Origin of the sequence: Desulfosoma caldarium, assembly GCF_003751385.1 — a bacterium.
In the GTDB taxonomy this organism is placed as follows: domain Bacteria; phylum Desulfobacterota; class Syntrophobacteria; order Syntrophobacterales; family DSM-9756; genus Desulfosoma; species Desulfosoma caldarium.
On the sequence record NZ_RJVA01000012.1, the window covers coordinates 358261 to 385253 of the forward strand.

Below are 26993 nucleotides of genomic sequence, written 5' to 3' on the forward strand. Positions count from 1 at the left end.
CGTCCAGCTCTAGGACGGGCTCTTGCGACTTCGTGGATGGGCGTCCTCATAAACACGCATGATCTGATCCACATCAACCTTCGTGTAGCGCTGGGTGGTGGAAAGCCTGGCATGCCCCAGCATCTCCTGAATACTTCGAAGATCTGCCCCGGAACTCAACAAATGCGTGGCAAAACTGTGGCGAAGCCCGTGAGGGCTCAAAGGCCGCCATTGACCGGCATCGCGCAGCCTTTGCCTCATCAGGCGCCGCACCGAACGATCCGACAGTCGGCCCCCTCGAGCATTGAGGAACACGGCTTTGGGATCATACGGCCCTCGCCACTGGCCGCGAAAAGCTTCAAGGTATCGACCAATGGCTTCCAAGGCCTTGGATCCTATGGGAACGACGCGCTCCTTAGATCCTTTGCCCACGGCGCGCACGATGCCTTCTTGTCTGTCCAGATGGTCGTGGTTGAGGCGCACCAGTTCACCGACGCGCAGCCCGGTAGCATACAGGGTTTCAAAAAGCGCCCAGTCCCGCGCGGTGGTCCAAGGGGCCGAGGGAGCTTGCGCTTTCTTTTGCAAATCATTGAGAAAGGCCAAAGTGTCGTCCACATCCAGGAAGGCCGGCAATGTCACCCTGATCTTGGGTGAACGCAAAAATCGGCCGGGGTTGTGCGCCAGTTCGTGTCTTTCCTGAAGGAATCGAAAAAAGGACCGGTAGGTGGCCAGGGCTCGCGCTTGGCTGCTTTTGGCCAGCCGTGGATGCCTATGAAGGACGAATCGGCGCAGGTTCGCCTCCGACAAGTCTTCCAGGCCCAAGTACGATCGGCCCAAGACGCTTTGAAGAAAAAGATACCACTGAGCCAAATCGGCCCCGTAGCTTTGCACTGTCGCCGGGCTTAGGGTCCTATGAAAGCGCAGAAAGTCCAAAAAATTCCTGAGTGCCGTGACAGCCGGGCCTTCAAGGCTTTGAAAGACCTGGTGCAGCAAGGACAACGTCCCGTGACTCATGGTCCAACTCCCACCGTCCGCCCACATAGAACATGTTGCTGAAAGGCTATAAAAAATCAGAAAACCGACGGAAGAGAAAGACTTTTCTTGGGTCGTTACGGAAAATCCTTACGCCATGGCACCTCCAAGCCAACCCGGGATTGTTCTTGACTTTTCTCGTTCGCATCATCTAAGAACGACACTTGTGCTTTTCCTCGTAAAGTCCGCGGCGACACTGACCGTTCTCGCCACACCCCCCGTAACGGTTCGGATTCGGCCGGTGCATCGCCGTTTTTTCGGTTTTTGGGAAGGCATTCGAAGGAATCGTCCCGATCACGACACGGGGCACAGGCGCAGAAAGGAATGACCCATGAGCGAATCTGTAGACAAGGTTCGAACGTTTGCCATCGTTTCCCACGGCGGCGCGGGAAAGACCTCCTTGGCTGAGGCCATGCTCTTTACGACAGGCGCGACCACACGTCTGGGCAAGGTGGATGACAACACCTCGGTCATGGATTTCGAGCCCGAAGAAGTGAGCCGCAAGATCACCATCAGCACAGCCTTTTACACTTTTGCCTGGAAAAAGCATTCTTGTACCGTCATCGACACGCCCGGTGATTTCAATTTCATTGCGGAAACTAAGAGTTCTCTACAGGGTGCGGATGCGGCCTTGGTGGTCGTCGATGCCATCGACGGCGTGAAGGTGCAGACGGAAAAGGTCTGGGAATTTGCCGAAGAGCTGAACCTACCTCGCATGGTTTTTATCAGCAAGATGGATCGAGATCGGGCCGATTTTGTCAAGACGGTGGAGAACATTCGCCAGCAATTGGGTTCTCAGTGTGTGCCGTTGACGGTGCCCGTGGGCAGTGCCGAAAACTTTCAAGGTGTCGTGGATGTGCTCACCGGCAAAGCCTTTCTTTACCTTCACGGAGAGTCCGGCAAGTTCGAGGTGAAAGAAGCGCCTGCGGACGCCCTGAAGTTAGCGGCTCAGTATAAAGAATTGCTTGTGGAAAACGTGTGCGAAGCCAACGATGACCTGCTTGAAAAATACCTGGAAGGCCAAGAATTGACCCAGGAAGAAATTGTGGGAGGCTTGCGCGGGGCCGTCCTGGCCGGGCGCTTGATTCCCATCGCGTGTGGTTCCGGCACCGCCAATGTGGGCACGGCCCAGGTTCTGGACATCATTGTGGACTGTTTTCCTTCCCCCTTGGATCGCGGTTCCAGAAAAGGCATGGCCTTGGACGGTACAAGCGAAGAGGTGCGAGAACCGGACCCTGCCGCGCCCTTCTCCGGCGTGGTCATCAAGACCATCAGCGACCCCTATGCGGGGCGCCTATCGGTGGTGCGCATCTTTTCCGGCACCATGAAGCCGGATGCCACCGTCTTCAACAGCACGAAAAAGTCCAAAGAACGTTACGGGCAACTACTGCGCATCAAAGGAAAGGCTCAGGAAGGCATTCCTGAAGCGGGCCCCGGCGACATCGTGGCCGTTGCCAAGCTCAAGGAAACCACAACGGGAGATACCCTCTGCGACGAGAAAAATCCCGTGGTCTTTTCGTTCCCCGAACTGCCCGCCGCAGTCTATTCCTTGGCCATAGAACCCAAAAGCAAAGGCGACGAAGATAAGATTTTCAGCTCTTTGGCCCGACTCATGGAAGAGGACTTGGCCCTCAAAATGGAACGCAACGATGAGACCAAGGAAATGATCCTTTCCGGCATGGGAGAAATCCACATCGAAGCCACCATCGATAAGCTCAAACGCAAGTTTGGCGTCGAAGTCAACCTCAGGCTTCCTAAAGTTCCTTACAAGGAAACCATTAAAGGTAAGGCCCGAGTACAAGGCAAGTACAAGAAACAAACCGGAGGACGCGGTCAGTACGGCGATTGCTGGATCGAGATGGAACCTCTGCCTCGTGGCGAAGGTTTTCAGTTTGTGGACAAGATCGTGGGTGGCGTCATTCCCCGGCAATACATTCCCGCCGTGGAGAAGGGTATAGTGGAAGCCGCTCAGGAAGGCGTGCTGGCGGGCTATCCCGTCGTGGACTTCAAAGTGGATCTGGTGGACGGCTCTTACCACGCCGTGGATTCTTCCGAAATGGCCTTCAAGATCGCCGGATCCATGGCCTTCAAGAAAGCGGTTGCCGACGCCAAGCCCACCTTGTTGGAGCCCATTATGCAGTTGGAAGTGGTCATTCCGGACGATTGCCTGGGTGACGTCATCGGAGACCTTAACTCTCGGCGTGGTAAGGTGTTGGGAATGGACAGCCAGGGGAGCAAACAGATCGTTCGAGCCCAGGTGCCTCTGGCGGAAATGCTGAAATACGCGCCGGATCTACGATCCATGACGGCTGGCCGTGGCATGTTCACCATGAAGTTTTCCCATTACGAAGAAGTGCCGGCACAGCTTCAGGAAAAAATTATTGATGCGGCCAAGGCTGAGAAAGCCGAAAAGGGATAGGCGACCCTTTCTTTCCTGTTCCATGACAGCGGAACCTCCACGGGGGGTTCCGCTTTTCTTTTTCTCGGGCGTCCAAACCGGCCTTTCCTGACCCGTGCGGCCCGTGTATAAAGACTAAGGGGGCTGAAGGAGCTCGGGAATACCGAGACCCTTTGACGCCTTATGAGTTGGCGGCGCCCTGGGCACTGTGATTGAGATGGGGAGCGGGCATGAGCGAGGAGCGCAAGACATTGACCGGTGAACCCCAGGAGGATTCTCGGGTTCCTCTGGCCATGAAAATCCAGAAATTGACCGTTTCCGAGCGCATCAAACTGGCCCTTATCGGCAACAAGGAAGCGCGCACCCTGCTCATGCAGGATCCCAACCGCACCGTGCAGATGGCGGTTTTAGACAATCCCAAGATCACGCCTTCGGAGATTGTGGGGATTGCCAATTCGAGAAATATCAGTGACGAGGCCTTGCGCAAGATAGCTGAAACCCGCGAATGGTCCAAACTGTACCCGGTGCGCCTGGCTTTGGTGAAAAATCCTAAAACCCCCGTCGGCATTGCCCTCAAGCTGGTTTCCACGTTGATTCCTCAGGATTTGAAAATCCTTGCCAAGAGCAAATCGGTATCCAGTGTTATTGTGCACGCTGCCCGGCGTCAGTTGGAACGAGGTCAAAAGTGAAAAGGAAAGGGGGAACTGTGTCTTCCTGCCGTCGGACACTGGCTGTCATTACGGTCAGTGACAAGGGAAGTCGAGGTGAACGCGAGGATCTTGCCGGGGCTTCGCTTTGGGAAAGGCTGCATCGGGAAGGCTTTACCGGAATGTGGCGAGCCGTGGTGCCGGATGAGCCAAGGGCCATTGAGGAGGCGCTGCGGGAAGCCGTAGATCGCCGCGGGGTGGCCCTGGTGATTACCACGGGGGGAACAGGCGTGTCCCCAAGAGACGTCACGCCGGACGTGACGGCCGCTTTCTGTGATCGGCTTATTCCAGGCATGGCGGAAGCCATGCGCCTGGAAAGCCTCAAAAAAACACCCCATGCCATGCTCTCCCGAGCCGTAGTGGGCATTCGAGGCCAAAGCCTCATTGTCAATCTTCCGGGAAGCGTCAAAGGATGTCTTGAAAACCTCGAAGCCATTCTGCCAGCCTTGCCTCATGCCCTGGCCAAAATTCAGGGAGATACCGCTGACTGCGGGGGGTAAAAAAAGAAAAGGACGCGCACAAGCACGTCCTTTTTCGGAAACTCTCACAAGCTTTTCCAGAGCGAGCTATTCTTCGACCTGTCCTTCGGCCGCCCCCACTTGGCTTCTCTTGGCCGCATAGGTTTCTCGAACGGTCTTCTTCTTGGCTTCAAATTCGTCGCAGATTTCGCGCAGCTCTTCATCGATTTTTTTCACTCGAGCCTCCGCTTCTTCCACATTGCGCATTTGTGTCATGACGGCCGGATCGGAGCTCATGGATTGCTGGCCTTCCTTGAGCATGGCGTAGACCACGGAACCCAACCCGCTGTAAGCTTTGTTGAGGTTTTTCTGCGTCTTGTTCACGGCACGTCGCTTCATTTGGGTTTTCAAAACTTTCATCACCCATAGATACACGACGGTTGCGTATTCCAAGACCCAATAGCCCATTTTCGTCAGGATGGCGATGACACTTTGGATCACTCCACTCATGCTTTCCTCCTTTTTCCCGCATCCTCCAGGTTCCAACCCATTATCTGTTGAAAGTTCTCGGTCATTTTGTCCAAATGCGAACCCGGCCAGTACACGCGCCCACACACGGGGCAACGGCTAAAAGAGGGCGCCGTGGCGTAGACGAACTCAGGAACACGCCCCGCGACTTCTTCTCTGGCCACGTCCTCCAAAGCTCGATTGCATCGAAGGCATCGACTAAAAGGGTCTATCTCTTCCAGGCGAACAAGGCCGGCGTTCACCAGTTTTTGGCACTGTTCATGCCACCGTGTGGCTTCACAATAAAAAACGCCCGGCACATGACGCCATCGCGTGTTACCTGTGATGACGATGTAGCCTTCCTTCCGCAAGGCCTGAACCTGTGAGGTCGTTTCAATGGACCCGTAGCACGCGTCGTAGCCAAGGATTCGTAAATACTTTGCCACCTTTCCCAGCATGCGATCAACAAAAAACCGTGCCCGAGTTTCCATAAGACCCTACCTTTGGTAACCTGGACTAGCCGATCATTTGAGCAATCACGGATTTAAAAGGCGCATTCCTCCATGAAGCGCCTGGCTCTGTTTTTGTGGAAACACCCCAAGGGCCATGAGAAGCTAAGGCGTGTGCCGCACCCTGGGGTCCTGCATGTCTTGATCAGGGAACTTCCACGACCTGCACGTCGCCTTCAGGCAAAGGAACTTCAAAAGTTTCCGGTGCCACACGGGCAGGCTGCCGAAAAAATGTTCGTGTGAGCTCCACCATGCCCGTTGCACTGTGAAAGGTCAAGGACGTGGGAATGTCCCGATCAGGCCCTTTCGCCCCGTACTGAAAAAGCACAGAAAGAGGCGCCCCGGCGTCCGAAAAATCCATGCAACAGAGGCGTTCCTGGTCCTCACAAAGATGAATGTGTCTTAAGGGCTCCGGTTTCCCATGTCCTGAATCCAAGACCACCGTACCATCCTGAAGTCTTCGTACCACGACCCCGTCAAGCTTATCTAGGGAAGGTAGGCCCAAAAGGGTAGGGGCCAGTTCCGTTCCAGGAAGGCGAAGACCTAGAAGCTGTTCCAAAAGAACGCCCTGGCGAACTGACGTGTACACAACCCTTTCAGGGACGATCCACAAGGTGGCCCGGGTGCCATCAAAGACAAAGAGCCCTTGAACCTGACCCAAGCCAGTCAGAATTTCGAGGCGAAGACGGTCGGGCAAGGAGGCGATGACCAAAACTCTTGCGCGCCAGACCCTTTCCAACGAATCCGTCCATCGGGCCTTATAGCCGGCTTCAAACTGTTGCCACGCTTCGTGGCGCGCCATCAATGACTGTTTCCATGTGTTCGGGTGCCAGGCGGCAGGCGGACGCCTACTCTCCGTGACCGAAGGGCGCGGCGCGGCGCAGGCGAACAAAATGACAGCCACGGCACACAAGCGCACCGCGATAGAAACGAGAGCCAATGGTTTCATCGAATTTGCTGTATTTTTTGCTGAATGAGGTCCGGATTTTCATGCCCCTTTTCCAAGGCTTTTTCATAAGCCTGCCGTGCTTCCTGCAGTCGCTCCAGAGCCTTAAGAATATCCCCGTAGTGCTCCAAAATGATCGGATCGTCCGGAACCAGTTCCAAGGCCTTGCGAATCACCTCAAGGGCCTTTGTATAGTTACCCAAGCGGTAATGGACCCAGGCCAAGCTGTCCATGATGTAGCCGTCTTGAGGCTCTTTTGCCAGGGCACGTTCAATAAGCTCCTTGGCTTCGTCCAGCCGAACCCCTCGATCCGCGTAGGTGTAGCCAATGTAGTTCAGAGCCCCGGCGTGGTCTTTGTCCAAGGTGAGAATTTTTTTCATAACTTCCAGGGCTTCGTCTTTTCGATTCAAGCGGTCCAAGACGATACCCTTGCGAAACAACAGCACCTCGGTCTCTCCACCAACGCCGATCCCAGCGTTTAGGCTTTCGAGAGCCTTAGCAAAGTCTTTGGTTTCCTCGTAAAGATAGGCGAGGTAGAGGTAAAAATCGACCACCTGAGGTTTGACGCGCAGGGCCTTTTCCAAGCACTCAATGCCCGATTTGTGATCGTTAAGCTTGGAGAACAGGATGGCCAAACGCATCTGGGTCGGCTCCCACAGGGGACTGGTTTGCGGTATGAGCCGAAGGTTTACCACCGCCTGTTCCAAATCGGCCCGTTCTCCCCTTTCCTCGTAAGACGTAGCCAGGTAGTAAAGGGCCTGGTCGTATTGTGGCCGATCTTTCAGAAGAGCCTGAAAGTCGGAAATGGCTTCCTTAAACTTGCGTTGTTGCAGATGAATAATGCCGATCTTGAGACGGCTTTCCAGATCTTCGCTATTTTGCTGCGACAGCACACGCAGCTGCTCAAGAGCCTTGTCATAGAGCTTTTCACGAATGTAGAGGTTGCTCAGTTTGGTGCGCGCTTGGTTGTGTCCTGGATTGATGCTCAGAAGGCGTAGGTAAGTTGCTTCGGCTTCTGAAAACCTTTCGGTCACCTCGTAAATGTAGGCCAGATCCAACAAGGCGCGATCGAAAAAAGGATTGATTTGCAGCGCTTCTTGATAGGCCGCTTCCGCCTGGTCGTAGAATTTCATGTCCAGAAAAACCCGCGCTTTGTAGTAATAGGCCAGAGGATTATCCGGAAGCAGCGTCTTTAGGTGTTCCAAGGCTTCCAAGGCTTCCCGAAATCGGTTTTCCTGCGCGTACAAAGTTCCCAGGAGAAGGTAGGCATCGGGGTTTTGGGGATTGATGGCGATGACGCGCCGATAAGCGTTAATGGCCTTAAGGTTGTGGCCCGTGCCGGCGTAGAGTCGCCCCAAGAGAACAAAAGCCTTTTCGTAAAAGGGATCCACCTCAGCGGCTTTTTCCGCAAGCTTGAGCGCTTCTTGCACCTTGCCTTGACGCACGTACACAACGGCCAAATCCGTCAAAATGGTGGGGTTGTCGGGGTCGAATTCCAGAGCCTGCCGGTAAGCCTTGATGGCTTCTTCCGGCTCATTGACCCGAAGATAGTATTGGGCTAACAAATAAGCGGCATAGGCTGGGGACTTGGGCAATTTTGGCACGGTGCCCGGAACAGAAGGCCCCGTTCGCAGACCGGTGATGCTGCAGGAACTGAAAATGACGGCAACCATAAGCGCCAGGCATGTGAGGTGTGCGTGCCGCATGCGGATCTTGTCCTTTAAGCGTGAAAGATCCAACGATTCGGGAGTCATGGACGTTGTGACGTATCACATTTGATTGAGACCGTCAACGTTGAGGCCAGTCTAATGGAATACCCAAAACTGCGGTTAGGCTTGGAAGCCGTTCCCGTTCATCATGGCGGGCAATCCTTGATTCTTTTGAGGGATCGCCTTGGCTACAATGACAAGCCCGTGCTGCTGCAACCAGAATTCGCATCAGTGTTGGCGCTCATGGACGGACGGCATTCCGTTCGAGACATTCAAGCCTTTATAGTGCGACGCACAGGTCAACTGGTGCACAGCGACCAGATTCGAGAACTGATTCGCATTCTCGATGAAAACCTTCTGCTGGACAACGCGCGCTTTGCCGAGCATGTGCAAAGAGAATGGAAGAGATTTCGAGAAGATCCCATAAGGCGCGTGCGGCATGCGGCAAAGAGCTATCCCGCTGAACCTCAAGAACTTCGTTCTTTCCTGGATTCCATGCTGCGTGCGGCTCATCCCCTGGTGCAGGACATCGACAAAGAGGCGATCGACGCCTCACACCGCAAGGGTCCTTTCAGCGCCGCCCACCCTGACGACGTCCACTGCCCGGCTCCCGTTTCACCTCACGCCGCCCTGGTGGGTTTGGTGGCGCCACACATCGACATGCGTGCAGGCGCCACGACCTTCGGTTGCGCCTATGGGGTTGTGGGCCACATAAAACCGCCGGACGTCTGGGTCATTTTGGGGACCGGCCATGAACCCATCGAAAACGCTTTCGCCATGACGCTCAAGGATTTTGAGACGCCATTGGGCCTCGTGGCGTGCGATCGGCGGCTGGCCCTTGAGATTGTTCGCCGATCCCCTCAAGACATTCTGGCCGGGGAATATGCTCACAACCGGGAGCACACCATCGAATTCCAGGCGGTGTTTCTTGCCCACGTTCAGCCCAAGGCTCGAATCGTTCCGATTTTATGCTCTTTTGATGTGGCGGACTGGGTCTTTAAAAAGCCGGTCATCGACCGGTTCTGTGACGCCTTGCGCGAAGCAGCCGAGGAGGCGGAAACAACCGTGGGGTTTTTGGCCAGTGTGGACCTAGCCCACATCGGCCCACGATACGGCGATGATTTTGTGCCCCATCGATTTACCATACAGGAACACATGGAGGAGGATCGAAAACTTCTCGAAGCCTTGCGGGAGCCTAATCCCGACGCCTTTATGGATCAGATTCTACGCGACGGCAATGGGCGCAAGGTCTGCGGTGTGCCTCCGCTTTATGTGCTCAGTCGCGTGCTTCAAGGCAGCGCACAGGGCAGGGTATTACACCACGATCATGCCGTCGTGGATCCCCAGGGATCATTTGTGACCTTTGCTGCCATGGCTTTCATCGCTTCTTCGCCGAAAGCGCCATGACAAGGCTTTTTTAAGGCTCGTGGTCCGGCGAAAAGGCCACCACATCGTCCAATGTCGGTGCATCGCTCAAGAGCATGACGAGCCGATCCACGCCCAGGGCAATCCCTGCGGCGGCATCCAGAAAATCCAAGCTCTCCAAAAAACGATGGGGCCAGGGGTACACGTTGCGACCGTCCTGGCGGCGTCGAGCCAGGGTTTCGCGAAAGCGTCTCTCCTGTTCTTCACGATCCGTTAGCTCGGAAAAACCGTTGGCCAGTTCCACACCTGCCCAGTAAAGTTCAAAACGGTCGGCCACCTGAAGGCCGCCACGCGGGGACAGGCGCGCCAACGCGGCTTCCTGAGGCGGATAGTCGCAGAGAAAAGCCGGTCGAGGAAAACCCAGATGGGGTTCCACGCGCGTCACCAAATCTTCGCTGAATCGGCTGGATTCATAGGCCGTCAAGGGATCCCAACCCGCCCACTTTTGAAAGGCCGTGCGCACCGTCCAGCGATCCCAAGGAGGAAACACGGAAAGGACTTGGCCCGCATAAGAGAACTGAGGAAAGCGGTCCACAAATCGACACACATGCTGCAGAAGCTCCTGGCAATCCTGCATGAGCGCCTCAGTTCCTTCCCCACGCCGATACCATTCTAAAAGCGTGAATTCGGGGTGGTGCCGTCGTCCTCGTTCCCCTTTTCGGAACACAGGGCAGATCTGGAAAATCTTGTCGTAGCCCGCCGCCAGGAGTCGTTTCATGTAGAGTTCCGGGCTGGTCTGAAGGTACCATTCTTCGGAATGCATGGCGTCGATGTGATCTTCCGGAGCGGGAGCCGGTGTGCGAACAGGGGTCTGCACTTCCAGAAAACCGCGTTCCACAAAGAAGTGCCGCATTCCGTGAAGAATGCGGCTTCTCAGGGCCAATCGGCTGCGCTTGGCGGCAAGAGCGTTTCGCGAGGTCATCAGTTGGATGTCTTGACCCTTTCCACGTAGGTTCCCGTTCGAGTATCCAGCTTGAGCACATCGCCTTCCTCAATGAACAGAGGCACCTGGATCTCGTAGCCCGTTTCCAGAGTGGCCGGCTTGGTGGCTCCTGACGCCGTATCCCCCTTGATTCCGGGGTCCGACTTGATCACCCTCAGTTCCACGAAATTGGGCAGGGAAATGCCGATGGGCGATCCTTTAAAGAAGAGCATGTCCACGTGAAGATTTTCCGTCAAAAAATTCTTGGCGTCGCCGACGGCTTCTTCGGTGAGTTCCACCTGTTCATAACTGGAAGTGTTCATAAAATGGTATCGGTTGCCTTCCCTGTACAGGTATTCCATCTCTTGTTCTTCCAAATCCGCCTCCAGAAACTTGTCCCCCGACCGATAGGTTCGGTCAAACTGGACCCCCGTAATCATGTTGCGCAGCCGGCACCGATACAAGGCCTGTCCCTTGCCTGGTTTGGAAAATTCAAAGTCCACAATGAGATAAGGTTCCCCGTCAATTTCCAGTTTCACACCCTTTCTCAGGTCACTTGCCGACAATGTGGCGCCCATGATGTTTATCCTCTCTCCAAAAGCTTTTCTGTTGACCTTATGTTGGCCGTGCATCATACAGAGCGTGGGCAAGGTTGGTCAAGAAGGGAGGTACAGCTTCATGAAAAATAGCTCGACAGAAGTGAAAGTTTCCGTGGAGTTTCTTGGGGTGGGCGAAGCGTGCGATGAGACTCAGCCCAACACGAGCCTTCTGCTAAGGGCTCGGCCGGCTCATAACCCTACCACATCCGTTCAGATCCTTTTGGACTGCGGCTTTTCCGTGCCCCACCGGTATTTTCATGCGTGCTCCGATCCCGAGACTTTGGATGCCGTGTGGATCTCACACTTTCACGGAGACCATTTTTTCGGCATGCCCTTGCTTTTGCTTCGTTTCTGGGAAATGAAGCGGCTCAAACCTCTGACCGTGGTTTGTCAACCCGGCGGCCTACAACGCCTTCTTGACGCCATGGATCTCGCCTACCCGGGCTTTGCCAAAAAGCTTACCTTTGCTTTGCACGAGGTGGCCCTGGATGCGGGCGGCACGGCTCATGTGCACGATATCACGTGGCGAGCTGCTCAGACCGAGCACGGACAAAAGAATTTGAGTGTGCGCATTGACGGGGGAGACTGGAGCCTTTTTTACAGCGGGGACGGTCGTCCGACGGCAGAGACGCAAACCTTGGCCCAAGGGTGTACGCTGGCGGTTCACGAAGCCTTTGCGCTCAACGGGGACCATTTGATGCCCGGCCACGGCACCATTCAAGGGTGTCTGGACTGGGCTCGAGCGGCCGGAGTGCACCGTTTGGCTCTTGTGCATATTCAGCGGGATGTCCGCCGCGCGCAGTGGCGGGACATTGTGGAAACGGTCGGTCAGTGCCACGATCTGAAGGCCATGGTCCCGGCATCGGGTGACATCGTGTCGCTGTGAAGGCTCATCGAAAAGGAAAGACCTAAAATGTTTACCGAAAGTCTGGATTGCGGTTGATTCTTTGGGTACGGCACAAGCCTTACGACGCTTCGATAAATGAACCCACAGGGCCGTTTTCGAACAAGTTCCCGCCCCTGCGTTCCGTTCCCTACCGTGTGGTGCCCATGGGATCCATCGGGACATAGATTTCGACGACCCATGGGCCCGTGCCGAGGCGCCGGTGGGTTGAGCTTTTCGCGGCCAACGCGGACACGCCGTTAAGGCGATATTTTCTGCACGTTAGAATTCGATACCCTTTTGCGCCTTAATGCCTTGCTCTCCATAATGGTGTTTCACGGGCACCATTTCTGTCACACAATCGGCTATGGTGCAAAGTTCCTCGGGGGCTCCCCGACCCGTGATGACCACATGGCACCGAGGCGACCTTTGACGCAGACCGTGAAGGACGTCGCGGACGTCAAGCAGTCCGTGGGAAAGCACCACGTTGAGTTCGTCAAGGATAATGAGGTCGTAGCGGTCTGAGGTGAGGGCCTCAAGGGCCTTTTCCCAACCTTGGCACGCCAAGGTTCGGTCTTCGTCGGCGGAGGCGGAATGCCACGTGAAGCCTTTGCCCAAGGTGAGCCATTCCACGGTGGGCAGAGCTTCCCCTGCGATTCTTTCTCCCGGCCGCCACGCCCCCTTGATGAACTGAAGAACCAGGACGCGCATGTGATGGCCCGCAGCGCGCAGGGCCATGCCCAAAGCCGCCGTGGTTTTTCCCTTGCCATCTCCTGTAAAAACCATCAACAGGCCGCGGCCCGCCATGGGCTCTTTAATCCTACCGTTCTTCGCTCACTCGAATACCGTTGCCGGGATCCTTGTGGAGTTCAAAGGCGTCGTGCAGGACACGAACGGCCAGTTCTGTGTACTTTTCGTCGATCACGCACGAGATTTTGATTTCCGAAGTACTGATCATGTGAATATTGATATTTTCTTTAGCCAAGGCGCCGAACATGACGCTGGCCACGCCCGTGTGGCTGCGCATGCCCACGCCGATGATGGACACCTTGGCAATATTGGGATTGCCGTGCACATAACCCGCTCCAATTTCCTTGGAAACCTGCTCGGCCAAGGCCAAGGTTTTTTCATAATCGGCTTTGGGTACAGTAAAGGAGATGTTGGCTCGACCCGGAACGGCGCTGCTCCCTTGAATGATCATATCCACATTGATTCCGGCTTGCGCAATGGGATGAAACAGTTTGAATGCCATGCCCGGCACGTCGGGCACATCGGTGACGGTCACCCGCGCCTCTTTCTTGCTGTACGTGATCCCCGACACCACGACCTTTTCCATGTCCGCATCCTCCTGGGTCACAAGCGTTCCCGGATCATCGGTGAAGGACGATCGTACCCAGATGGGCACGTTGTATTTCATGCCAAACTCCACGGAACGGATGTGCAAGACCTTAGCTCCCATGCTGGCCATTTCCAGCATTTCTTCATAACTGATGCGTCGGAGTTTTCTTGCCTTGGCGTACACATTAGGGTCCGTGGTGTACACGCCTTCCACGTCGGTGTAGATTTCGCACGCATCGGCCTTGAGGGCGGCGGCCAGGGCCACGGCCGTGGTGTCCGATCCGCCGCGCCCCAGCGTGGTGATGTTGCCTTCGTCATCATAGCCTTGAAAACCGGCCACCACGACGATCTTGCCCTCCCGAAGTTTCTCCATCACCGGCAAGGTCTCGATCCAACTGATGCGGGCATGGCCATATTGATGGTCGGTGATGATGCCCGCCTGGTAACCCGTCATAGAAACGGCTTCATAGCCCATGTCTTTGACGGCCATGCTGAAAAGTGCGATGGTTACTTGCTCTCCGGTTGCCAAGAGCACGTCCAATTCGCGGAGATCCGGGTTGGGGCTCATTTCGTGGGCGAGGGCAATCAATCGATCCGTATCGCCGGCTCTGGCCGACAGGACCACCACCAAGTCGTCTCCGGACTTCTTGCGATCCACCACCCGACGAGCTACCGATCGGATGCGCTCCACATTGGCCACGGATGTTCCGCCGTATTTCTGCACCACCAAGGCCATGGCAGAGAATCCTCCTTTGCGCGAAACAGGCTCTCAAGGCCTATGGCTTTTAGCACAACCTTTGCGTGTTTCAAGGGAAATGTGGGAACGCCTTGAGCTCGGAAGGCCTATCAAGCGGCATGGGTCGGCCACAAATAGGGTGTGGGTAGAAATATGGCCACCTGTAGCCTCTGCAGGAATTCCGACCGGGGAATTTCGCGGGCTCCCATGCGTTTCAGATGCTCGGTGCTAACCTGGCAGTCGATGATGGCCTCGTCCAGTGCCCTGAGGCGCTCCACAAGGTGGACCAACGCCACCTTGGAAGCATCCGAGACGAGGCTGAACATGGACTCTCCAAAAAAGACACGCCCCAAGGCCACGCCGTAGAGGCCTCCAACGAGGCGCCCGTCCAACCAGGTTTCCACGCTGTGAGCTGCCCCAAGCCGATGTAGCCGATGGTAGGCTTCGATCATTTCCGGCACAAGCCACGTTTCTTCGCCCTTACGCAAGCGAACCAATGCGCACGCCTCGATGACGTCCCGAAACGCCGTATCGTAGGTGACCTGAAAACGGCCTTTTTTGAGCACGCGGCGAAGGCTGTGGGAGATTTTTAATTCTCGAGGAAAAAGCACAAGCCTTGGATCTGGTGACCACCAGAGGATGGGGGTTCCCGGAGCATACCAAGGAAAGATGCCATGACGGTAGGCCACGAGCAAACGCCGAGGACTCAAATCTCCTCCAATGGCCAACAGACCATCGGGTTCGGCCAGCTCAGGCGGCGGAAAGACCAAGTCCTTGCTCAGGCTGAAAATCGCCATGACACTGCGACACAACCCTCGGCAGTATCTAACCGTCTCACGATGCCTCAAAGATGAAGGCCATGGATGCGGTGACCAGCGCATCCTTCGCATTGGTGACCTCATTCGGGCACACCACCGTAACGCGGCCGCCTTTTTGCAAACGCCCGAAGAGGATTTCATCCGCCAAGGGATCCTTGATTTCCGTCTGGATCACTCGAGCCAGCGGGCGGGCTCCAAAGGTCGGATCGTAGCCTTTTTCGGCCAACCATCGACGCGCTCTTGAAGACAACTGAATGACAATGTTCTTTTCCGCCACTTGGCGGCTCAATTCGTCCATGAACTTGTCCACAATCCTTTCCATGATGGACAGGTCCAGACCCGCAAAGGGAATGATACCATCCAGGCGGTTTCGAAACTCAGGACTGAAAAGCTGTTCCACAGCTTTCATGCCTTTGGAAGCCCGGTCATCCTTTTCTCTCGCCGTGCCAAAGCCAATTGAACTACCGCTCATCTCGCGGGCTCCGGCGTTGGAGGTCATGAGCAGGATCACATTGCGAAAATCGGCCCTTTTGCCGTTGTTGTCCGTCAAGGTGGCGTAGTCCATGACCTGAAGCAAAATGTTGAAAAGATCCGGATGCGCTTTTTCGATTTCGTCCATGAGCAGGACGCAGTGAGGGTGTTTGCGAATGGCATCGGTGAGGAGCCCTCCCTGATCAAAGCCGATGTAGCCCGGAGGGGCTCCAATGAGGCGGGCGACGGCGTGTTTTTCCATATACTCGCTCATGTCAAAGCGCAAGAAATGAATACCCAAAATGGCGGCCAACTGCTTGGCCACTTCAGTTTTGCCCACGCCGGTGGGGCCGATGAGGAGAAAAGAGCCGATGGGACGATCGGGCACGCGCAATCCCGCCCGCGAACGCTTGATGGCCGTGGCGAGGGCTCGAATGGCCTCGTCTTGACCAAAGACCCTTTGTTTGAGTTCCCCTTCCAGGTGCTTGAGCCGAGTCTGGTCCGAAGTGGACACGGAGCGTGGAGGAATCTTGGCCATCTTGGCCACCACGTCTTCGATATCCTTAACGTGTACGACCCGCCGCGCCCTTTTGTTGGCCTTGAGGCGAAGGCTAGCTCCCGCTTCGTCCATGACGTCGATGGCCTTGTCCGGCAGATTCCTGTCATTGATATGGCGTGCGGAAAGTTCCGCGGCGGCCTTGAGCGCCGCAGCCGTATACCGCACGCCATGGTGTTTTTCGTAGGCTTCTCGAAGCCCCTGAAGGATCTGATAGGTTTCCTTCACACTGGGTTCGTGAATTTCGATCTTCTGGAACCGCCGACTGAGGGCTCGATCTTTTTCAAAATGGTTTTTGTATTCCTCGTATGTGGTGGAGCCAATGCATCGAATCGCTCCCGAGGCCAGAACGGGTTTCAGAATATTGGAGGCGTCCATGGACCCACCGCTGGTGGCGCCGGCTCCCACCACGGTGTGAATTTCGTCAATGAAAAGAATAGCACCCGGCTTGCTCTTGAGTTCATGGATCACGGCTTTAAGGCGCGCCTCAAAGTCGCCTCGAAACTTGGTTCCTGCCAAAAGCGCGCCCATATCCAAAGCATAGATGGCCACCTGTTGGAAGCTTTCGGGGACTTCCCGGCGATGAATCTTCAGGGCCAATCCTTCCGCAATGGCCGTCTTGCCAACGCCGGGATCGCCCACCAGGATGGGATTGTTCTTGGTGCGGCGCCCAAGAATCTGAATGGCTCGAAGGATTTCGGTTTCGCGCCCGATAAGCGGGTCAATGAGGCCCTGGGCCGCCTTCTCGGTCAAGTTCGTTGTGAACCGCTCCAAAGCCGACGGTCTCTCAGGTCTTTTCTGCGGTCGAGGCGCCAGGCCCGCCCCCGACCTCTCCTCGGGCTCTTCGGCCACCTTGGACACTTTGTGGGAAATGTATTCCAACACATCCAGTCGGGTGACCCCGTGGGTTTTCAGGAAATACACCGCATGGGAGTTTTCCTCATAAAACATGGCCGCCAAAATGTCACCCACATCCACGTGGCGCTTTTCCGCTCCTTGAGCGTGCATCACGGCCCTCTGCAACACTCTCTGCACCGCCATGGTCTGAATCGGGTCGCGTTCCACCGCCTCAGGCAGCCGCTCCAGCCGTTGCTCAAAAAACTCCTCCAGCTGCCGTTTGAGGCGGTCTAGATCGGCTCCGCAATGGTAGAGGATTTCGGCACCGCTCGCATCGTGCATAATAGCGTAAAGGATGTGTTCCAGGGTGAAGAATTCGTGACGGCGTGTCTTGGCTTCTCTTACCGCCGCCGAAAAAGCCATTTCCAACTCCCGGCTTATCATGGCGGGAACCCCTTTTTTTGCCTCAGGCCTGTTCCATGGTGCACTTCAACGGAAAACCGTTCTTGCGGGCCAAATGATGGACCATCTCCACTTTGGTTTCGGCAATCTCTTCAGGATATACGCCACAGACTCCCACACCGTTGCGATGGACATGGAGCATAATCTCTGTGGCCTCGACCGTGGATTTGTGAAAGACCTTCTCCAAAATCTCGACCACGAACTCCATGGTCGTATAATCGTCATTGTGGAGGAGAACCTTGAACATGGGGGGTTCCAGTAACTCCTCTTCCAATTGGCTTTCCAGGCTTTCCCGATACCCCGGCTCGTGCTCGCTCATACGTCTGAACCCTTTCTCCAGTTTCTCCTTCTTCAGGGCGCATGTTTCCTTTATGCTGATTGACGCCTTTTTGAAAAATAACGCCCTGAGCTGTGGAGTCAAGCACGGGGGTGATGGGCAGGGGCCTTCGTCCCAAAAGCCCGTTCGCAATGGGGCCTCATGACAGTGGGGGACGTGAGCGCTTTGGGATCGCTCACATGAGGCCTCATCCTTTTCAACCCATGAACTCCAAAGGAGATCAAGGCATGGCAGGCAACAGCTTTGGTCGGCTCTTTCGAGTGATGACGTGGGGAGAATCCCATGGCCCGGCGCTGGGTGCCGTAATTGACGGATGCCCTCCGGGTATTGCTCTGAGCGAGGCCGACATCCAAAAAGATCTGGAACGGCGCCGGCCCGGGAAAAAGCTCACCACCGCGCGCAAAGAACCCGACAGGGTGCGCATTCTATCCGGTGTGTTTCAGGGATTGACCACGGGAACCCCCATTAGCCTTTTGATCGAAAACACCGACGTGCGCAGCCGAGACTATGAGGCCCTCAAAGATGTGTACCGCCCGGGCCATGCCGACCGCACCTATGAGCAAAAGTACGGTGTTCGGGACTGGCGGGGAGGAGGGCGAAGTTCAGGCCGAGAGACGGTGGCTCGAGTGGCCGCGGGAGCCGTGGCCAGAAAATTTTTGGCCCAGGAAGGAATTCACGTGCGCGCCGGCACGGTTGCTTTGGGATCCGTGCGCTGCGAACCCACCGACTGGCAGGAGGCTATGAATAACCCGGTGTATTGTCCAAACCCGGAGGCCGCCCAAGCCATGGAAGAGCAGCTCAAGGCCGCGAAAGCTTCCGGGGATTCCATCGGTGGCATCGTTCTGGTGGTGGCCTCGGGATGTCCCGCCGGCCTGGGAGAACCCGTTTTCGATAAGTTGGATGCTCGATTGGCCTCAGCCCTTATGTCTATCGGGGCCGTCAAGGGCGTGGAAATCGGCACCGGCTTTCAGGCTGCTTCCATGCGGGGAAGCCTTCACAATGATCCACCCACGGCCCACGGCTACGCCTCCAACAACGCGGGCGGGGTGCTCGGCGGCCTGTCCACGGGAATGGACCTTGTGGTCAAGGTGGCCGTCAAGCCCATTCCGTCCGTGGCGGTGCCTCAAAAAACCGTGACGCGCTATGGCACCGAGACCACCGTGCGCATCGAAGGGCGCCACGATGTTTCCGCCATTCCTCGCATCGTGCCGGTCTGCGAAGCCATGGTGCTCTTGACCCTGGCGGATTTCATGCTTCATCCCTATCCGTACCGGCTGCACTCCCATGCCTAGTCCCGTGCCCGCCAATGGGCACTATCGCTCATGGCGAGATGAGGCAAGGCCCTAGGCCTTCGTAGGGGCGGCCTTTGCGGCTTCATTCTGTCCAAACGGCTCACGTCACGACACCGCATCGCGCCGCCCCGTCAAACACGAAGGTTATGTTGAGCAGTGCCGCAGGGTAGGTCCTTGCCAAGAAAGAGAGAGGGTGGCAGCACACGGTTTTTGCCAAAAACCGGCTTCAGGACCCGCTCTTTCTCAGCACATTGTGCAGGGTTTCCATGAGGGTCTGCAGGCGGTAGGGTTTAGCGATGCACCCGTGAGCACCGAACCTCTTGGGATCTCGAAAGATTTCATGCGCCGTGTCTCCGCTGGCCACGATGACGGGAAGATGGGGGTATTGCGTTCTAAGAATTTCCAAGCAGCGTCGCCCGCCCATGCCGGGCATGCTGAGATCCAAAAGCACGGCGTCAATGCGTCCGTTGTTTTGCGTCAAACACGTGAGGGCATCTTCCCCGGAACCCGCCGTCACCACGTTGTACCCTGCTGATTCCAGAAGCCCTTGGATCAGTTCCACAAGCATGGGCTCGTCGTCGACCACAAGAAGCGTGATGTCCGATGGTGTCGGCGCCGTCGTCTCCTCGGACAACACCTCAGCCTTCCGGGCTGGCGCCTCCACAGACCCAGGTTTTACGGGAAAATCCACGAAAAAAGTGGTGCCAAAACCCGGGCGGCTCTCAAAGTGAATGCGTCCGCCATGATTGGCCACAATGCCGTAGACGGTGGAAAGCCCCAATCCTGTGCCTTTGCCGGGTCCCTTGGTGGTGAAAAAGGGATCGAAAATGCGATCCTGAATCTCCTCGGGAATGCCGCCGCCTGTGTCGGCAATCTCTAGTCGAATCCACGCCTGACCGTTATCGTCGGTATGGGCACGGGTTTTCAGGCGAATGGTTCCGGGGTTATCGGATTCAATGGCATCCCGGGCATTGGCCACAAGATTGATAATGACTTGCTCCACCTGCAGACGATCCGCCACAAGCACAGGCAAATTCGGCCCAAGGTCTTTTTGAATCTCGATCATGCGAGGAATGCTCTTTTGTAGAAGCTCCAGCGTCTCTTCCACCACATCGTTCAAAGACATGGGCTCGGGAATGGGTTCCGTCTGGCGGGCAAAAGAAAGGAGTCGTCGAATCAAATCCCGAGCCTTGAACGCGGCCTCTTGCACTCGAGACAGCCAGCGACTTCGAGGATCTTGAGCATCCGTGTGGTTCAAAGCCATTTCCAGATAACCGGACATGGCTTGAAGAAGATTGTTGAATTCGTGGGCGACACCGCCGGCCAAGGTTCCAAGGGATTCCATTTTCTGGGTTTGCATGAGTATTTTTTCGAGGCGGCGGCTTTGCTCAAGAGCCTCGACCTTTTCCGTGATGTCTCGGGCCAGCACACGAAATCCGATGGGGCGTCCGTCTTCGCCGTAACGAACGCCGGCCGAGATTTCTACCGTTTTAAGCCGGCCCTGAAGATCGTGAATCGTGAAATCTTGAAGGCCCAGAGAACTTCCGGAAGCATAGATTTCCGAAAAAAAAGTCCGCATTCTTTGAGCCGTGACTTCATCGGCAAAATCCCGGTACGTTTTATGTTGAAGCTCATCCCATGAGCCTCCCAAGATTTTTAAGGTCGCCGGATTACAGAAGCTTAAGCGGCCGTTGGGTTCTAGCTCCATGTAGGCTTCTTCCATGGTTTCCATGATTTGCCGGTATTTTTTTTCGCTTTCCTCCAACAGCCGTAGCGCCTCGTATTCCGCCGTGGCATCCCGCACCACCAGGACCACACCGTAAAGCGCTCCCGTATCATCACGGATCGGCGCCGCATTGTGCGTGACAACCTTCTGGGATCCATCGGCAGCTTTCAGCAGAGCGTGGCCGTGAAGGTTTTGTGCAACTCCGGTGCTGAGAACAAGGGCGTCCAGGCTCTGCAAGGGCTTTCCCGATCTGGGATCCACCATGGAAAGAATTCGCTGCGCAGGTCGGCCTAGAGCCTGCGAGGGATTCCAGCCCGTAAGGCGCCCTGCGTGAGCATTCATGCGCACGATGCGGCCGCCCGTATCGGTGACGATGACCGCATCCCCGATGGATTCTAAGATGCGGTAGAGTTCACGCCCCTGGGTCCTCAAGGCCGTTTCCTGTTCCAGGAGGTCCTGCGTGCTGCGGCGAAGCTCGTGGGCGAAAATCTGAAGCTCCAGGAAGGGAGAAGCGTCTGCGGCCTCACGCAGAAGCTCTGTATTGTGCTGCTGAGTGATAGCGTCCCATTGTGTCTTGAGGTGGTTGATCGGCTGGACGATCATCTGGTCGATACGTCGTTTAAAAGCAATCGAAAGCGCAAAAGCGGCCAGAAACACCGTGGCCATGATACCCATCATGACCCACAATAAGGGCGTCAGCACGGCCTGGGTAAGAGGCTTTCCGACAATGATCACCCAGTTCCAGGGCATCACTCTCCACGTGGTGGCAAACACAAACCGATGATCCAGCATGTCCAGCAGGACCCGCGGCTGCCATGAGGCCAAACCCCTTTTGACCAGAGGCTCATGGCCCATGTTTTCTTGGGTACGGATCATCTGAGAATCGGGATGATAGATCACGTTCCCGAAGCGGTCCAGCACCAACACCAGGTTTTCCGGGGACGCTGTGGAGATATTCTGAACAAGACGTTCTACGCTCTTCAGATTCAGCTCTCCCATGGCGAAGAACTGCTCAGCCCGAACCAAAACGGCTAGGGTCGGCGCATCCAATGGCCGGCTGTAATAGGGAACCGAGACGGCGGGCCAGTCCGCAAGGTCGGGAAACAGCGAAAGGGGAACGTCCACCGAGGCGGGCGGGGCCAAGGCGGACCGGCCCAGCCCTGGAGCGCCCAAGGCTTTGAACACAACGATGCGATGAAACTCCAAAGCGCCCCCTAGGCTCACTTCCTGAGTGGGCTCTTGGGACTCTTCCGCACTCAAAGCCATATGCCGTAGGGTTCGATGAGCCGCGGACATGCCCATGGAAATGGAGCGATCCACGGTCTTCACAAAGACTTTGTGTGCAATGTAAAGGTTGCGAAGTTCAGCCACCCCGGCGGCTGTGACGGCCACAATGGAGAGCACCCCCAGCGGCAGCATGAGCCGTTTGAAAAAGTCCTTCTGCACCAGTTGGCGAAGTGGAGGTTTCGATTTCACGTCACGTCTCCGGCCAGCCATTCCAAGACGGTGAATCGGCCGTTTTTCACGCCAACCATGAAATAGGCTCCTGAAGCGTCGCCAAAGGCATCGATCTGCATCGAGCCAAACAAACCTTCCAGAGTTCGAGGCCGTGAAAGAGCCTCAACGAGGCGTTCCCCACGTTCTTCGGCTTCTTTCCAGGCTGTAGCGAGAAACCTTACGGCCTCATAAGCGCGGGCCGCCGCAAACGACGGCTCCATACCAAAACGTTTGCGATATCGCCAAGAAAATTCTCGAAGCGCGGCGCTGCTGTCCATGGTCGGATTATCGGCGGCAAAGAGGATTCGCATGGAAAGGGCGCCTAAATCGGCAAGAAGCGCGTCGGTTTGTGCCCAGTTGGAACTGATAAGCAGGCTTGGAACCTCGGCTTCATGGAGGCTTTGCACCATACGGGCCGTATCGCGGGCGGAGCTAACAAAAAGCACCACATCGGGTCCTGTGGCATTAAGATGGTTGATCATCGTGGTGAGAAAAGATGGTTCCAGGGTGGTGTAGGTGAACCGACAAGAAACGCGTCCTCCAAGCCTTTCATATTCCTCGACGAAGGCACTTTCCCAGGGCTCACTGAAAGCGTCATTGCTCATGTCCCGCACGGTGCACACACTTCGAAGGCCCGGCTTTCCCGTAATCCAATGGGCCAGAAATCGTCCGGCGACATTTGAGGCGGGTTGCACTCGAAAAAACAAATCTTTTCGGCCGCTCAAGAGCGGCGTGGAGGTGGTCGGCGAAATGAGGGGAACCCCCAATTCTTCCATAACCGGCAGGGCGGCCATGGTCATGGACGACGTCATGTGGCCGATCACGGCGAGAACCCCTTGGGCGGCCAAACGACGGGCCGCTTCGGCGGCGCCCTGCGGCCGTCCTGTATCGTCGACCACGACCAGTTCCAGCTTTCTTCCATAAAGACCGCCCGCGGCATTGATGTCTTCTACGGCCATGCGAGCGCCATTGCGCCCATGAATCCCGAGATCAGAATAGAGTCCCGTAAGGGTTCCAGAGAAACCCACCAGAAGCGGCGCACGATCACATCCTGCGATCCAAAACATAAGGCCCAACAGCCCAACGCATAGGTATCGTTTTCTCACGACGCACCCCTTAAGGGTTGTTTGCCGATGTCTTTTCCCCGGGAAGGCAGTCGTCGCGCTGGACGCGACTTTGAGCCCAACTCGACGGATTCCCAGGGGACCTCATTTCCCGATACCTTTTCGAGAGCGTTCCTGAGTGTCCTTGCCGTGTGTGGAAAAACCACAACGGCTCCGTGTGCTCGGCCCAGCATGATGCCTTCACCTCTAAGCCCGCCAATGGAGAAGCCATCGTCCGTCGTGTCGCCAGCTTCGGCCTTCGCTCCACGAATCTCCATGAGCCCTGCGCCCTGCCATGAACATTTTAGAACATCGCTTCCTTTTCGGGATGCAAATAGGGACCGTATTGTTTATCCACACCCAGAATGTGTTGTTTCAGCCATTGCTCCAGGAACTTCAAGATTTCCACGGTGAGCCTCGTGTCCCCGCTTTGGAATCTTTGGACCAGGTCCGAAACTTTTTGCGTAAGCTTTCGGTGAATTTCTTTGTGTTGTTCCAGGTCTGGATAGCCTGCCTGTTCCATGGCTTTTTCTTCCGCACTGAAATGTTTCACCGTGTAGTCCACCAGTTCGGTGAGGACATGATCCAGCATGGAATGGCCTTGTCCCAGTTGCATGGCTTCGTTCAAGCGATTGACCAGCTTAAAGAGTTTCTGATGCTGCTGGTCCAAGTCAAAATCACCGACGGAATATTGCGACGACCACTCCATGAGAGGTTTCACACGACGCGTTTTCATAGGCACGAGGCCTGGGCCTCGGTGCGGTTTCGCTTTGCTAGGGGTGCGCATGGTTCCGGCGGCTTGGGCCGGGCGTGGAAGGAGGCCGGCATGCCGTTTTTTTGTCGAAAAGCTTCCATTCTTCCGTGGAGTCTCCTCGTGGGACTCTATTGGTTTTACCGTCCTGGTTTCACTGACTTTGGTGCGCATCGTGTCGCCGACTAGGCCCACCACTCGAGCCAGCTGCTGCACGTACTCGCGAACCACTGCCGCCTGGGCGCTGAGTTCCTCGCTGGCCGACGCCGACTCTTCTGCATTGGCCGCGTTGCGTTGCACCACCTTATCCATCTCCGCCACCGCACGATTGACCTGGTCGATCCCCTCCGCCTGTTCGCCGCTGGCCGCCGCAATCTCCGCCACCAGCTCCCCGATCTTGGTTGCGGATTCCGTGACCTTGGAAAAAGACTGAGAAACCAGTCGGGCCACCTCGTTTCCCGTTTGCACCTTACGCACGGTCTCTTCAATAATCCCGGAAGTGTTCCGAGCCGCCTCCGCCGCCCTCATGGCCAGGTTTCGCACCTCATCGGCCACCACGGCAAACCCCGCGCCCGCTTCGCCGGCTCGCGCCGCTTCCACGGCGGCGTTGAGCGCTAAAAGGTTCGTCTGAAAAGCGATTTCGTCAATGGTTTTGATGATTTTTTGCGTTTCCACACTGGCATCTTGAATTTCCGCCATGGCTTTTTCAAGCTGGCCCATGGCCGCTTGCGCCTCGTTCAATTCCGAACCTGAAGTCTTGACGAGCGCGTCGGCTTGCGACGCGTTATCCGCATTTTGACGGGTCATGGACGCCATCTCTTCAAGAGCCGACGAAGTTTCTTCCAAGGATGCGGCCTGTTCAGAAGCGCCTTCCGCCAATTCTTGGCTGGATCCGGCCACTTGGGCGGAGGCGTCGGCCACCTGATTGGCACCCTCATGGAGACCCTGGACCGCTTTGGCGATGGGATCGGCAATGCGGCGCCCGAAAAGAATGGAAACGACGATGCCCGCGGCAATCATGATAGCCGCAATACCGACCGCCCATTTGGTGGCCTGAGCCCGACCCGCGGTGAGTGTTTCCGCCACCTGACCGGCCATCTCCATCAATTCTTCTTGGGCCATGGTGGTGGCCACCAGATAGGTCTTGGAGCCCAGGCGCAAAGGTTGATAAGCCATCATCTTGGCAACCCCTTCAAAGGTGTATGTGCCCACACCTTCGGATCCTGCAAGCCCCGCTTTGATGAGGGTGGCCAGATCGCCGTACTTGTCGTCGGTGATACGCACATTGTCGGCCAGAGTGTATTTGGGATGGGAGATGATTCGGCCCTGAGGATCGACCACAGCGGGGTAACCGGTCTTGCCGTGCTTTCGGGATTTGAGAACGTTCCAGACGACACTCCAGTCAAGATCCACCACCACCACGCCTTCAAGGCGTCCTTCAAATTGAATGGGCACGGCTACGCGAAGCTCGGGCTTTCCCGTGTTCTCGGCGATGTCGACACCGGTGTTGTAAAGGTTTTCGGATTTTAGGGCCTGTTGGAACCAGTCGGTGTCTCTTCTCGTTCCGAAATCCTGCCGAAAGGATCCGTCGATGACCTTGATACGTTCCATGCCCGTGGCATCCAGGTACCGGATCTGCGGATAAAGCGCTTGAGTTCCATCGGCGGTTTGAATCTTCCCCACGTGCCAGAGCGCTTGGAGTTCTTTGGCGAATTCGTTAAAGGCTCTCTCTGCCATCTCGCCCGTAAATTCGGTCCAAAAACCGATGCCCACCAGCACCCAATTCCACTCGGGATAGCTTAAAAGCGCCACAAAGCCATCCCGACCGTCTTGGAATCGCACGCTGGCAAAAACCTCCTTTTGCTGAAGAGCTTCTTTGATCCGATCCTGCCAAGATGCAATGCCAAAGGCTCGGCCGGCATCCTGGCCGGCCAGGCTGCCATCGGCGTGGATCACCACACGCCCTTCTTCGTCGGTAATAAAAACAAAGCCGGTTTTTCCCAGCCGGGCTTTCGCCACTCGATCCCGAATGGCGCCAAGGCTCTTTTCCGGCACGCCCACATAAAGCATGCCGATGACTTCCTCCAAGGGGTTCTTAAGCGGTTTGTAAATGGTCTGGTACCAGTCATTCACCACAAAGGCCCGGCCCGTATACGGTGTGCCTGATGACACCGTATTCACGACGACATTGGGCGTCCCGTCGGGGTTGACGGCGGGAATAAAGGTTCCGACGGCGCGTTTTCCCTGTTTATTCTTGACGGAAGTGGCCACGCGAAGCATGTCACCCTCGTCGTTCATTTTCTGGAAAATCGTGCAGGTGCTTCCCGTCAGTTCCGTCAGTTCATCCACCACCGGAGCTCGAGTGTCGAAGTCTGCCATGGGGTAGAGAATTTGGGACCCCAAGCGCAACAGCGGAAGTTCCACGCTCTGGGTCTCTTGTGTAAACTGGTTTAAGGCTTCCCATCGGTGGGGGACGTCGGAGAGATCCGGCATGCCGTAGCGCTGCACCAGCGCTTCGGCCAGTTTGATGTCGTTTTTGAGCTGCCGTGATACCATTTCACGTTCTGCATCAAAGAGCGCTCGAATCTGCCCGATTTGTCCCATGACCTGAGCTTCCACGGCCGAGCGCGCTTCCGCCTGGGTGCCTTTGCTGATGGCTAAGAAATCAAGCAGTTTAGGAGAGGCAGCCAATCGACGAGCATCATCTTCGACCTTGGAAACGATTCCACGAACCACCACACGATCCCCTTCGAGGAGCGCCGTGAGATATTGAGCTCCGTCTTTCTCCAACACCGTCGTTATGTAGTGGGATAATTCCTTGGCCTGCTTTAGGGACAGGGCCGTGTTGACAACCGTATTGGTCACAAGAGGCACGGCCACAAGAATTACGGCAAAAACGATCAGCTTCGTTTTCAAGTTGAGATGCACCACGGTGACGCCTCCTTCGTTAATCGGTTCGTCCACAAAAACGGTGAGTCGGGCTTCCTGAAAGGAC

21 protein-coding genes are annotated in these 26993 nt (G+C 56.1%); 6 read left to right on the forward strand and 15 right to left on the reverse strand.

Going from position 1 to position 26993, the window contains the following annotated elements; translation table 11 throughout:
* Positions 1–9: 9 nt before the first annotated feature.
* The gene (locus EDC27_RS09820; protein WP_170161738.1) at positions 10–993 is read right to left on the reverse strand and encodes a tyrosine-type recombinase/integrase; all 984 of its coding nucleotides are present in this window, start codon (positions 991–993) and stop codon (positions 10–12) included.
* Between the two features lie 349 nt (positions 994–1342).
* Here EDC27_RS09820 and fusA point away from each other — a divergent pair, with 349 nt between their 5' ends.
* From fusA to EDC27_RS09835, 3 genes are all read left to right on the forward strand, one after another.
* On the forward strand, positions 1343–3430 hold the full coding sequence (fusA, locus tag EDC27_RS09825) for an elongation factor G (protein WP_123290433.1): 2088 nt from the start codon (positions 1343–1345) through the stop codon (positions 3428–3430).
* Positions 3431–3639: 209 nt separating this feature from the next.
* A complete protein-coding gene (locus EDC27_RS09830) occupies positions 3640–4098 on the forward strand; it encodes a hypothetical protein (protein WP_123290434.1) in 459 nt (152 codons plus the stop codon).
* Positions 4099–4115: 17 nt separating this feature from the next.
* Positions 4116–4616 carry a MogA/MoaB family molybdenum cofactor biosynthesis protein gene (locus EDC27_RS09835; protein WP_123290435.1) on the forward strand — a complete coding sequence of 167 codons (501 nt, stop codon included), beginning with the start codon at positions 4116–4118 and terminating at the stop codon, positions 4614–4616.
* Positions 4617–4682: 66 nt separating this feature from the next.
* On the opposite strand, the gene EDC27_RS09840 is transcribed toward EDC27_RS09835, so the two are convergent.
* From EDC27_RS09840 to EDC27_RS09855, 4 genes are all read right to left on the reverse strand, one after another.
* Positions 4683–5084, reverse strand: a complete 402-nt coding sequence (locus tag EDC27_RS09840; protein ID WP_123290436.1) for a hypothetical protein — start codon at positions 5082–5084, stop codon at positions 4683–4685.
* Complete coding sequence (locus tag EDC27_RS09845; RefSeq protein ID WP_123290437.1) at positions 5081–5572, reverse strand: Mut7-C RNAse domain-containing protein; 492 nt, start codon at positions 5570–5572, stop codon at positions 5081–5083. Before EDC27_RS09845 ends, EDC27_RS09840 begins: the two co-directional genes overlap by 4 nt.
* Positions 5573–5735: 163 nt before the next feature.
* Complete coding sequence (locus EDC27_RS09850; protein WP_148045728.1) at positions 5736–6392, reverse strand: hypothetical protein; 657 nt, start codon at positions 6390–6392, stop codon at positions 5736–5738.
* A gap of 143 nt (positions 6393–6535) precedes the next feature.
* Complete coding sequence (locus tag EDC27_RS09855; protein ID WP_170161739.1) at positions 6536–8242, reverse strand: tetratricopeptide repeat protein; 1707 nt, start codon at positions 8240–8242, stop codon at positions 6536–6538.
* A 102-nt stretch (positions 8243–8344) separates the two neighbouring features.
* On the opposite strand from EDC27_RS09855, the gene amrB reads away from it, so the two are divergent.
* Positions 8345–9652, forward strand: a complete 1308-nt coding sequence (gene amrB / locus EDC27_RS09860; RefSeq protein ID WP_123290440.1) for an AmmeMemoRadiSam system protein B — start codon at positions 8345–8347, stop codon at positions 9650–9652.
* A 10-nt stretch (positions 9653–9662) separates the two neighbouring features.
* Here the strand turns inward: amrB and EDC27_RS09865 are convergent, their stop codons facing one another.
* Both EDC27_RS09865 and efp read right to left on the reverse strand, forming a co-directional pair.
* Positions 9663–10592 (reverse strand): amino acid--tRNA ligase-related protein, encoded by a 930-nt coding sequence (locus EDC27_RS09865; protein WP_123290441.1) that lies wholly within the window; start codon positions 10590–10592, stop codon positions 9663–9665.
* Positions 10592–11170, reverse strand: coding sequence for an elongation factor P (gene efp, locus EDC27_RS09870; RefSeq protein WP_123290442.1), 579 nt, complete (start codon positions 11168–11170; stop codon positions 10592–10594). The genes EDC27_RS09865 and efp overlap by 1 nt, the downstream gene beginning before the upstream one ends.
* Before the next feature lie 100 nt (positions 11171–11270).
* On the opposite strand from efp, the gene EDC27_RS09875 reads away from it, so the two are divergent.
* The gene (locus EDC27_RS09875) at positions 11271–12077 is read left to right on the forward strand and encodes an MBL fold metallo-hydrolase (protein ID WP_170161740.1); all 807 of its coding nucleotides are present in this window, start codon (positions 11271–11273) and stop codon (positions 12075–12077) included.
* 279 nt (positions 12078–12356) lie between these two features.
* Here EDC27_RS09875 and cobO read toward each other — a convergent pair whose 3' ends face one another.
* The 5 genes from cobO to clpS form a co-directional block, all read right to left on the reverse strand.
* Positions 12357–12881 (reverse strand): cob(I)yrinic acid a,c-diamide adenosyltransferase, encoded by a 525-nt coding sequence (gene cobO / locus EDC27_RS09880; RefSeq protein WP_123290444.1) that lies wholly within the window; start codon positions 12879–12881, stop codon positions 12357–12359.
* 13 nt (positions 12882–12894) lie between these two features.
* The gene (locus tag EDC27_RS09885; protein WP_123290445.1) at positions 12895–14148 is read right to left on the reverse strand and encodes an aspartate kinase; all 1254 of its coding nucleotides are present in this window, start codon (positions 14146–14148) and stop codon (positions 12895–12897) included.
* A 110-nt stretch (positions 14149–14258) separates the two neighbouring features.
* Positions 14259–14945 carry a leucyl/phenylalanyl-tRNA--protein transferase gene (gene aat / locus EDC27_RS09890; RefSeq protein WP_123290446.1) on the reverse strand — a complete coding sequence of 229 codons (687 nt, stop codon included), beginning with the start codon at positions 14943–14945 and terminating at the stop codon, positions 14259–14261.
* Between the two features lie 37 nt (positions 14946–14982).
* Positions 14983–17274, reverse strand: coding sequence for an ATP-dependent Clp protease ATP-binding subunit ClpA (clpA, locus tag EDC27_RS09895; protein ID WP_123290447.1), 2292 nt, complete (start codon positions 17272–17274; stop codon positions 14983–14985).
* Positions 17275–17296: 22 nt separating this feature from the next.
* Positions 17297–17611 (reverse strand): ATP-dependent Clp protease adapter ClpS, encoded by a 315-nt coding sequence (gene clpS / locus EDC27_RS09900; protein WP_123290448.1) that lies wholly within the window; start codon positions 17609–17611, stop codon positions 17297–17299.
* 245 nt (positions 17612–17856) lie between these two features.
* Between clpS and aroC the strand changes: the two genes are divergently transcribed.
* Positions 17857–18921, forward strand: coding sequence for a chorismate synthase (aroC, locus tag EDC27_RS09905; protein ID WP_123290449.1), 1065 nt, complete (start codon positions 17857–17859; stop codon positions 18919–18921).
* 226 nt (positions 18922–19147) lie between these two features.
* Here the strand turns inward: aroC and EDC27_RS09910 are convergent, their stop codons facing one another.
* The 3 genes from EDC27_RS09910 to EDC27_RS09920 form a co-directional block, all read right to left on the reverse strand.
* Positions 19148–22123, reverse strand: coding sequence for a PAS domain-containing hybrid sensor histidine kinase/response regulator (locus EDC27_RS09910; protein ID WP_170161741.1), 2976 nt, complete (start codon positions 22121–22123; stop codon positions 19148–19150).
* Positions 22120–23250: an ABC transporter substrate-binding protein gene (locus EDC27_RS09915; RefSeq protein WP_148045729.1), complete on the reverse strand. Its 1131-nt coding sequence runs from the start codon at positions 23248–23250 to the stop codon at positions 22120–22122. Before EDC27_RS09915 ends, EDC27_RS09910 begins: the two co-directional genes overlap by 4 nt.
* A gap of 301 nt (positions 23251–23551) precedes the next feature.
* Entirely contained in the window at positions 23552–26929 is a 3378-nt protein-coding gene (locus EDC27_RS09920; protein ID WP_148045730.1) for a bacteriohemerythrin, read from the reverse strand.
* Positions 26930–26993 lie beyond the last annotated feature (64 nt).

Bases quoted from the DNA above. Each gene is read 5' to 3' on its own strand.
- EDC27_RS09820 (WP_170161738.1), bottom strand. From the start codon at position 993: ATGAGTCACGGGACGTTGTCCTTGCTGCACCAGGTCTTTCAAAGCCTT.
- fusA (WP_123290433.1), top strand. From the start codon at position 1,343: ATGAGCGAATCTGTAGACAAGGTTCGAACGTTTGCCATCGTTTCCCAC.
- EDC27_RS09830 (WP_123290434.1), top strand. From the start codon at position 3,640: ATGAGCGAGGAGCGCAAGACATTGACCGGTGAACCCCAGGAGGATTCT.
- EDC27_RS09840 (WP_123290436.1), bottom strand. From the start codon at position 5,084: ATGAGTGGAGTGATCCAAAGTGTCATCGCCATCCTGACGAAAATGGGC.
- EDC27_RS09845 (WP_123290437.1), bottom strand. From the start codon at position 5,572: ATGGAAACTCGGGCACGGTTTTTTGTTGATCGCATGCTGGGAAAGGTG.
- EDC27_RS09850 (WP_148045728.1), bottom strand. From the start codon at position 6,392: ATGGCGCGCCACGAAGCGTGGCAACAGTTTGAAGCCGGCTATAAGGCC.
- EDC27_RS09855 (WP_170161739.1), bottom strand. From the start codon at position 8,242: ATGCGGCACGCACACCTCACATGCCTGGCGCTTATGGTTGCCGTCATT.
- amrB (WP_123290440.1), top strand. From the start codon at position 8,345: ATGGAATACCCAAAACTGCGGTTAGGCTTGGAAGCCGTTCCCGTTCAT.
- EDC27_RS09865 (WP_123290441.1), bottom strand. From the start codon at position 10,592: ATGACCTCGCGAAACGCTCTTGCCGCCAAGCGCAGCCGATTGGCCCTG.
- efp (WP_123290442.1), bottom strand. From the start codon at position 11,170: ATGGGCGCCACATTGTCGGCAAGTGACCTGAGAAAGGGTGTGAAACTG.
- EDC27_RS09875 (WP_170161740.1), top strand. From the start codon at position 11,271: ATGAAAAATAGCTCGACAGAAGTGAAAGTTTCCGTGGAGTTTCTTGGG.
- cobO (WP_123290444.1), bottom strand. From the start codon at position 12,881: ATGGCGGGCCGCGGCCTGTTGATGGTTTTTACAGGAGATGGCAAGGGA.
- EDC27_RS09885 (WP_123290445.1), bottom strand. From the start codon at position 14,148: ATGGCCTTGGTGGTGCAGAAATACGGCGGAACATCCGTGGCCAATGTG.
- aat (WP_123290446.1), bottom strand. From the start codon at position 14,945: ATGGCGATTTTCAGCCTGAGCAAGGACTTGGTCTTTCCGCCGCCTGAG.
- clpA (WP_123290447.1), bottom strand. From the start codon at position 17,274: ATGATAAGCCGGGAGTTGGAAATGGCTTTTTCGGCGGCGGTAAGAGAA.
- clpS (WP_123290448.1), bottom strand. From the start codon at position 17,611: ATGAGCGAGCACGAGCCGGGGTATCGGGAAAGCCTGGAAAGCCAATTG.
- aroC (WP_123290449.1), top strand. From the start codon at position 17,857: ATGGCAGGCAACAGCTTTGGTCGGCTCTTTCGAGTGATGACGTGGGGA.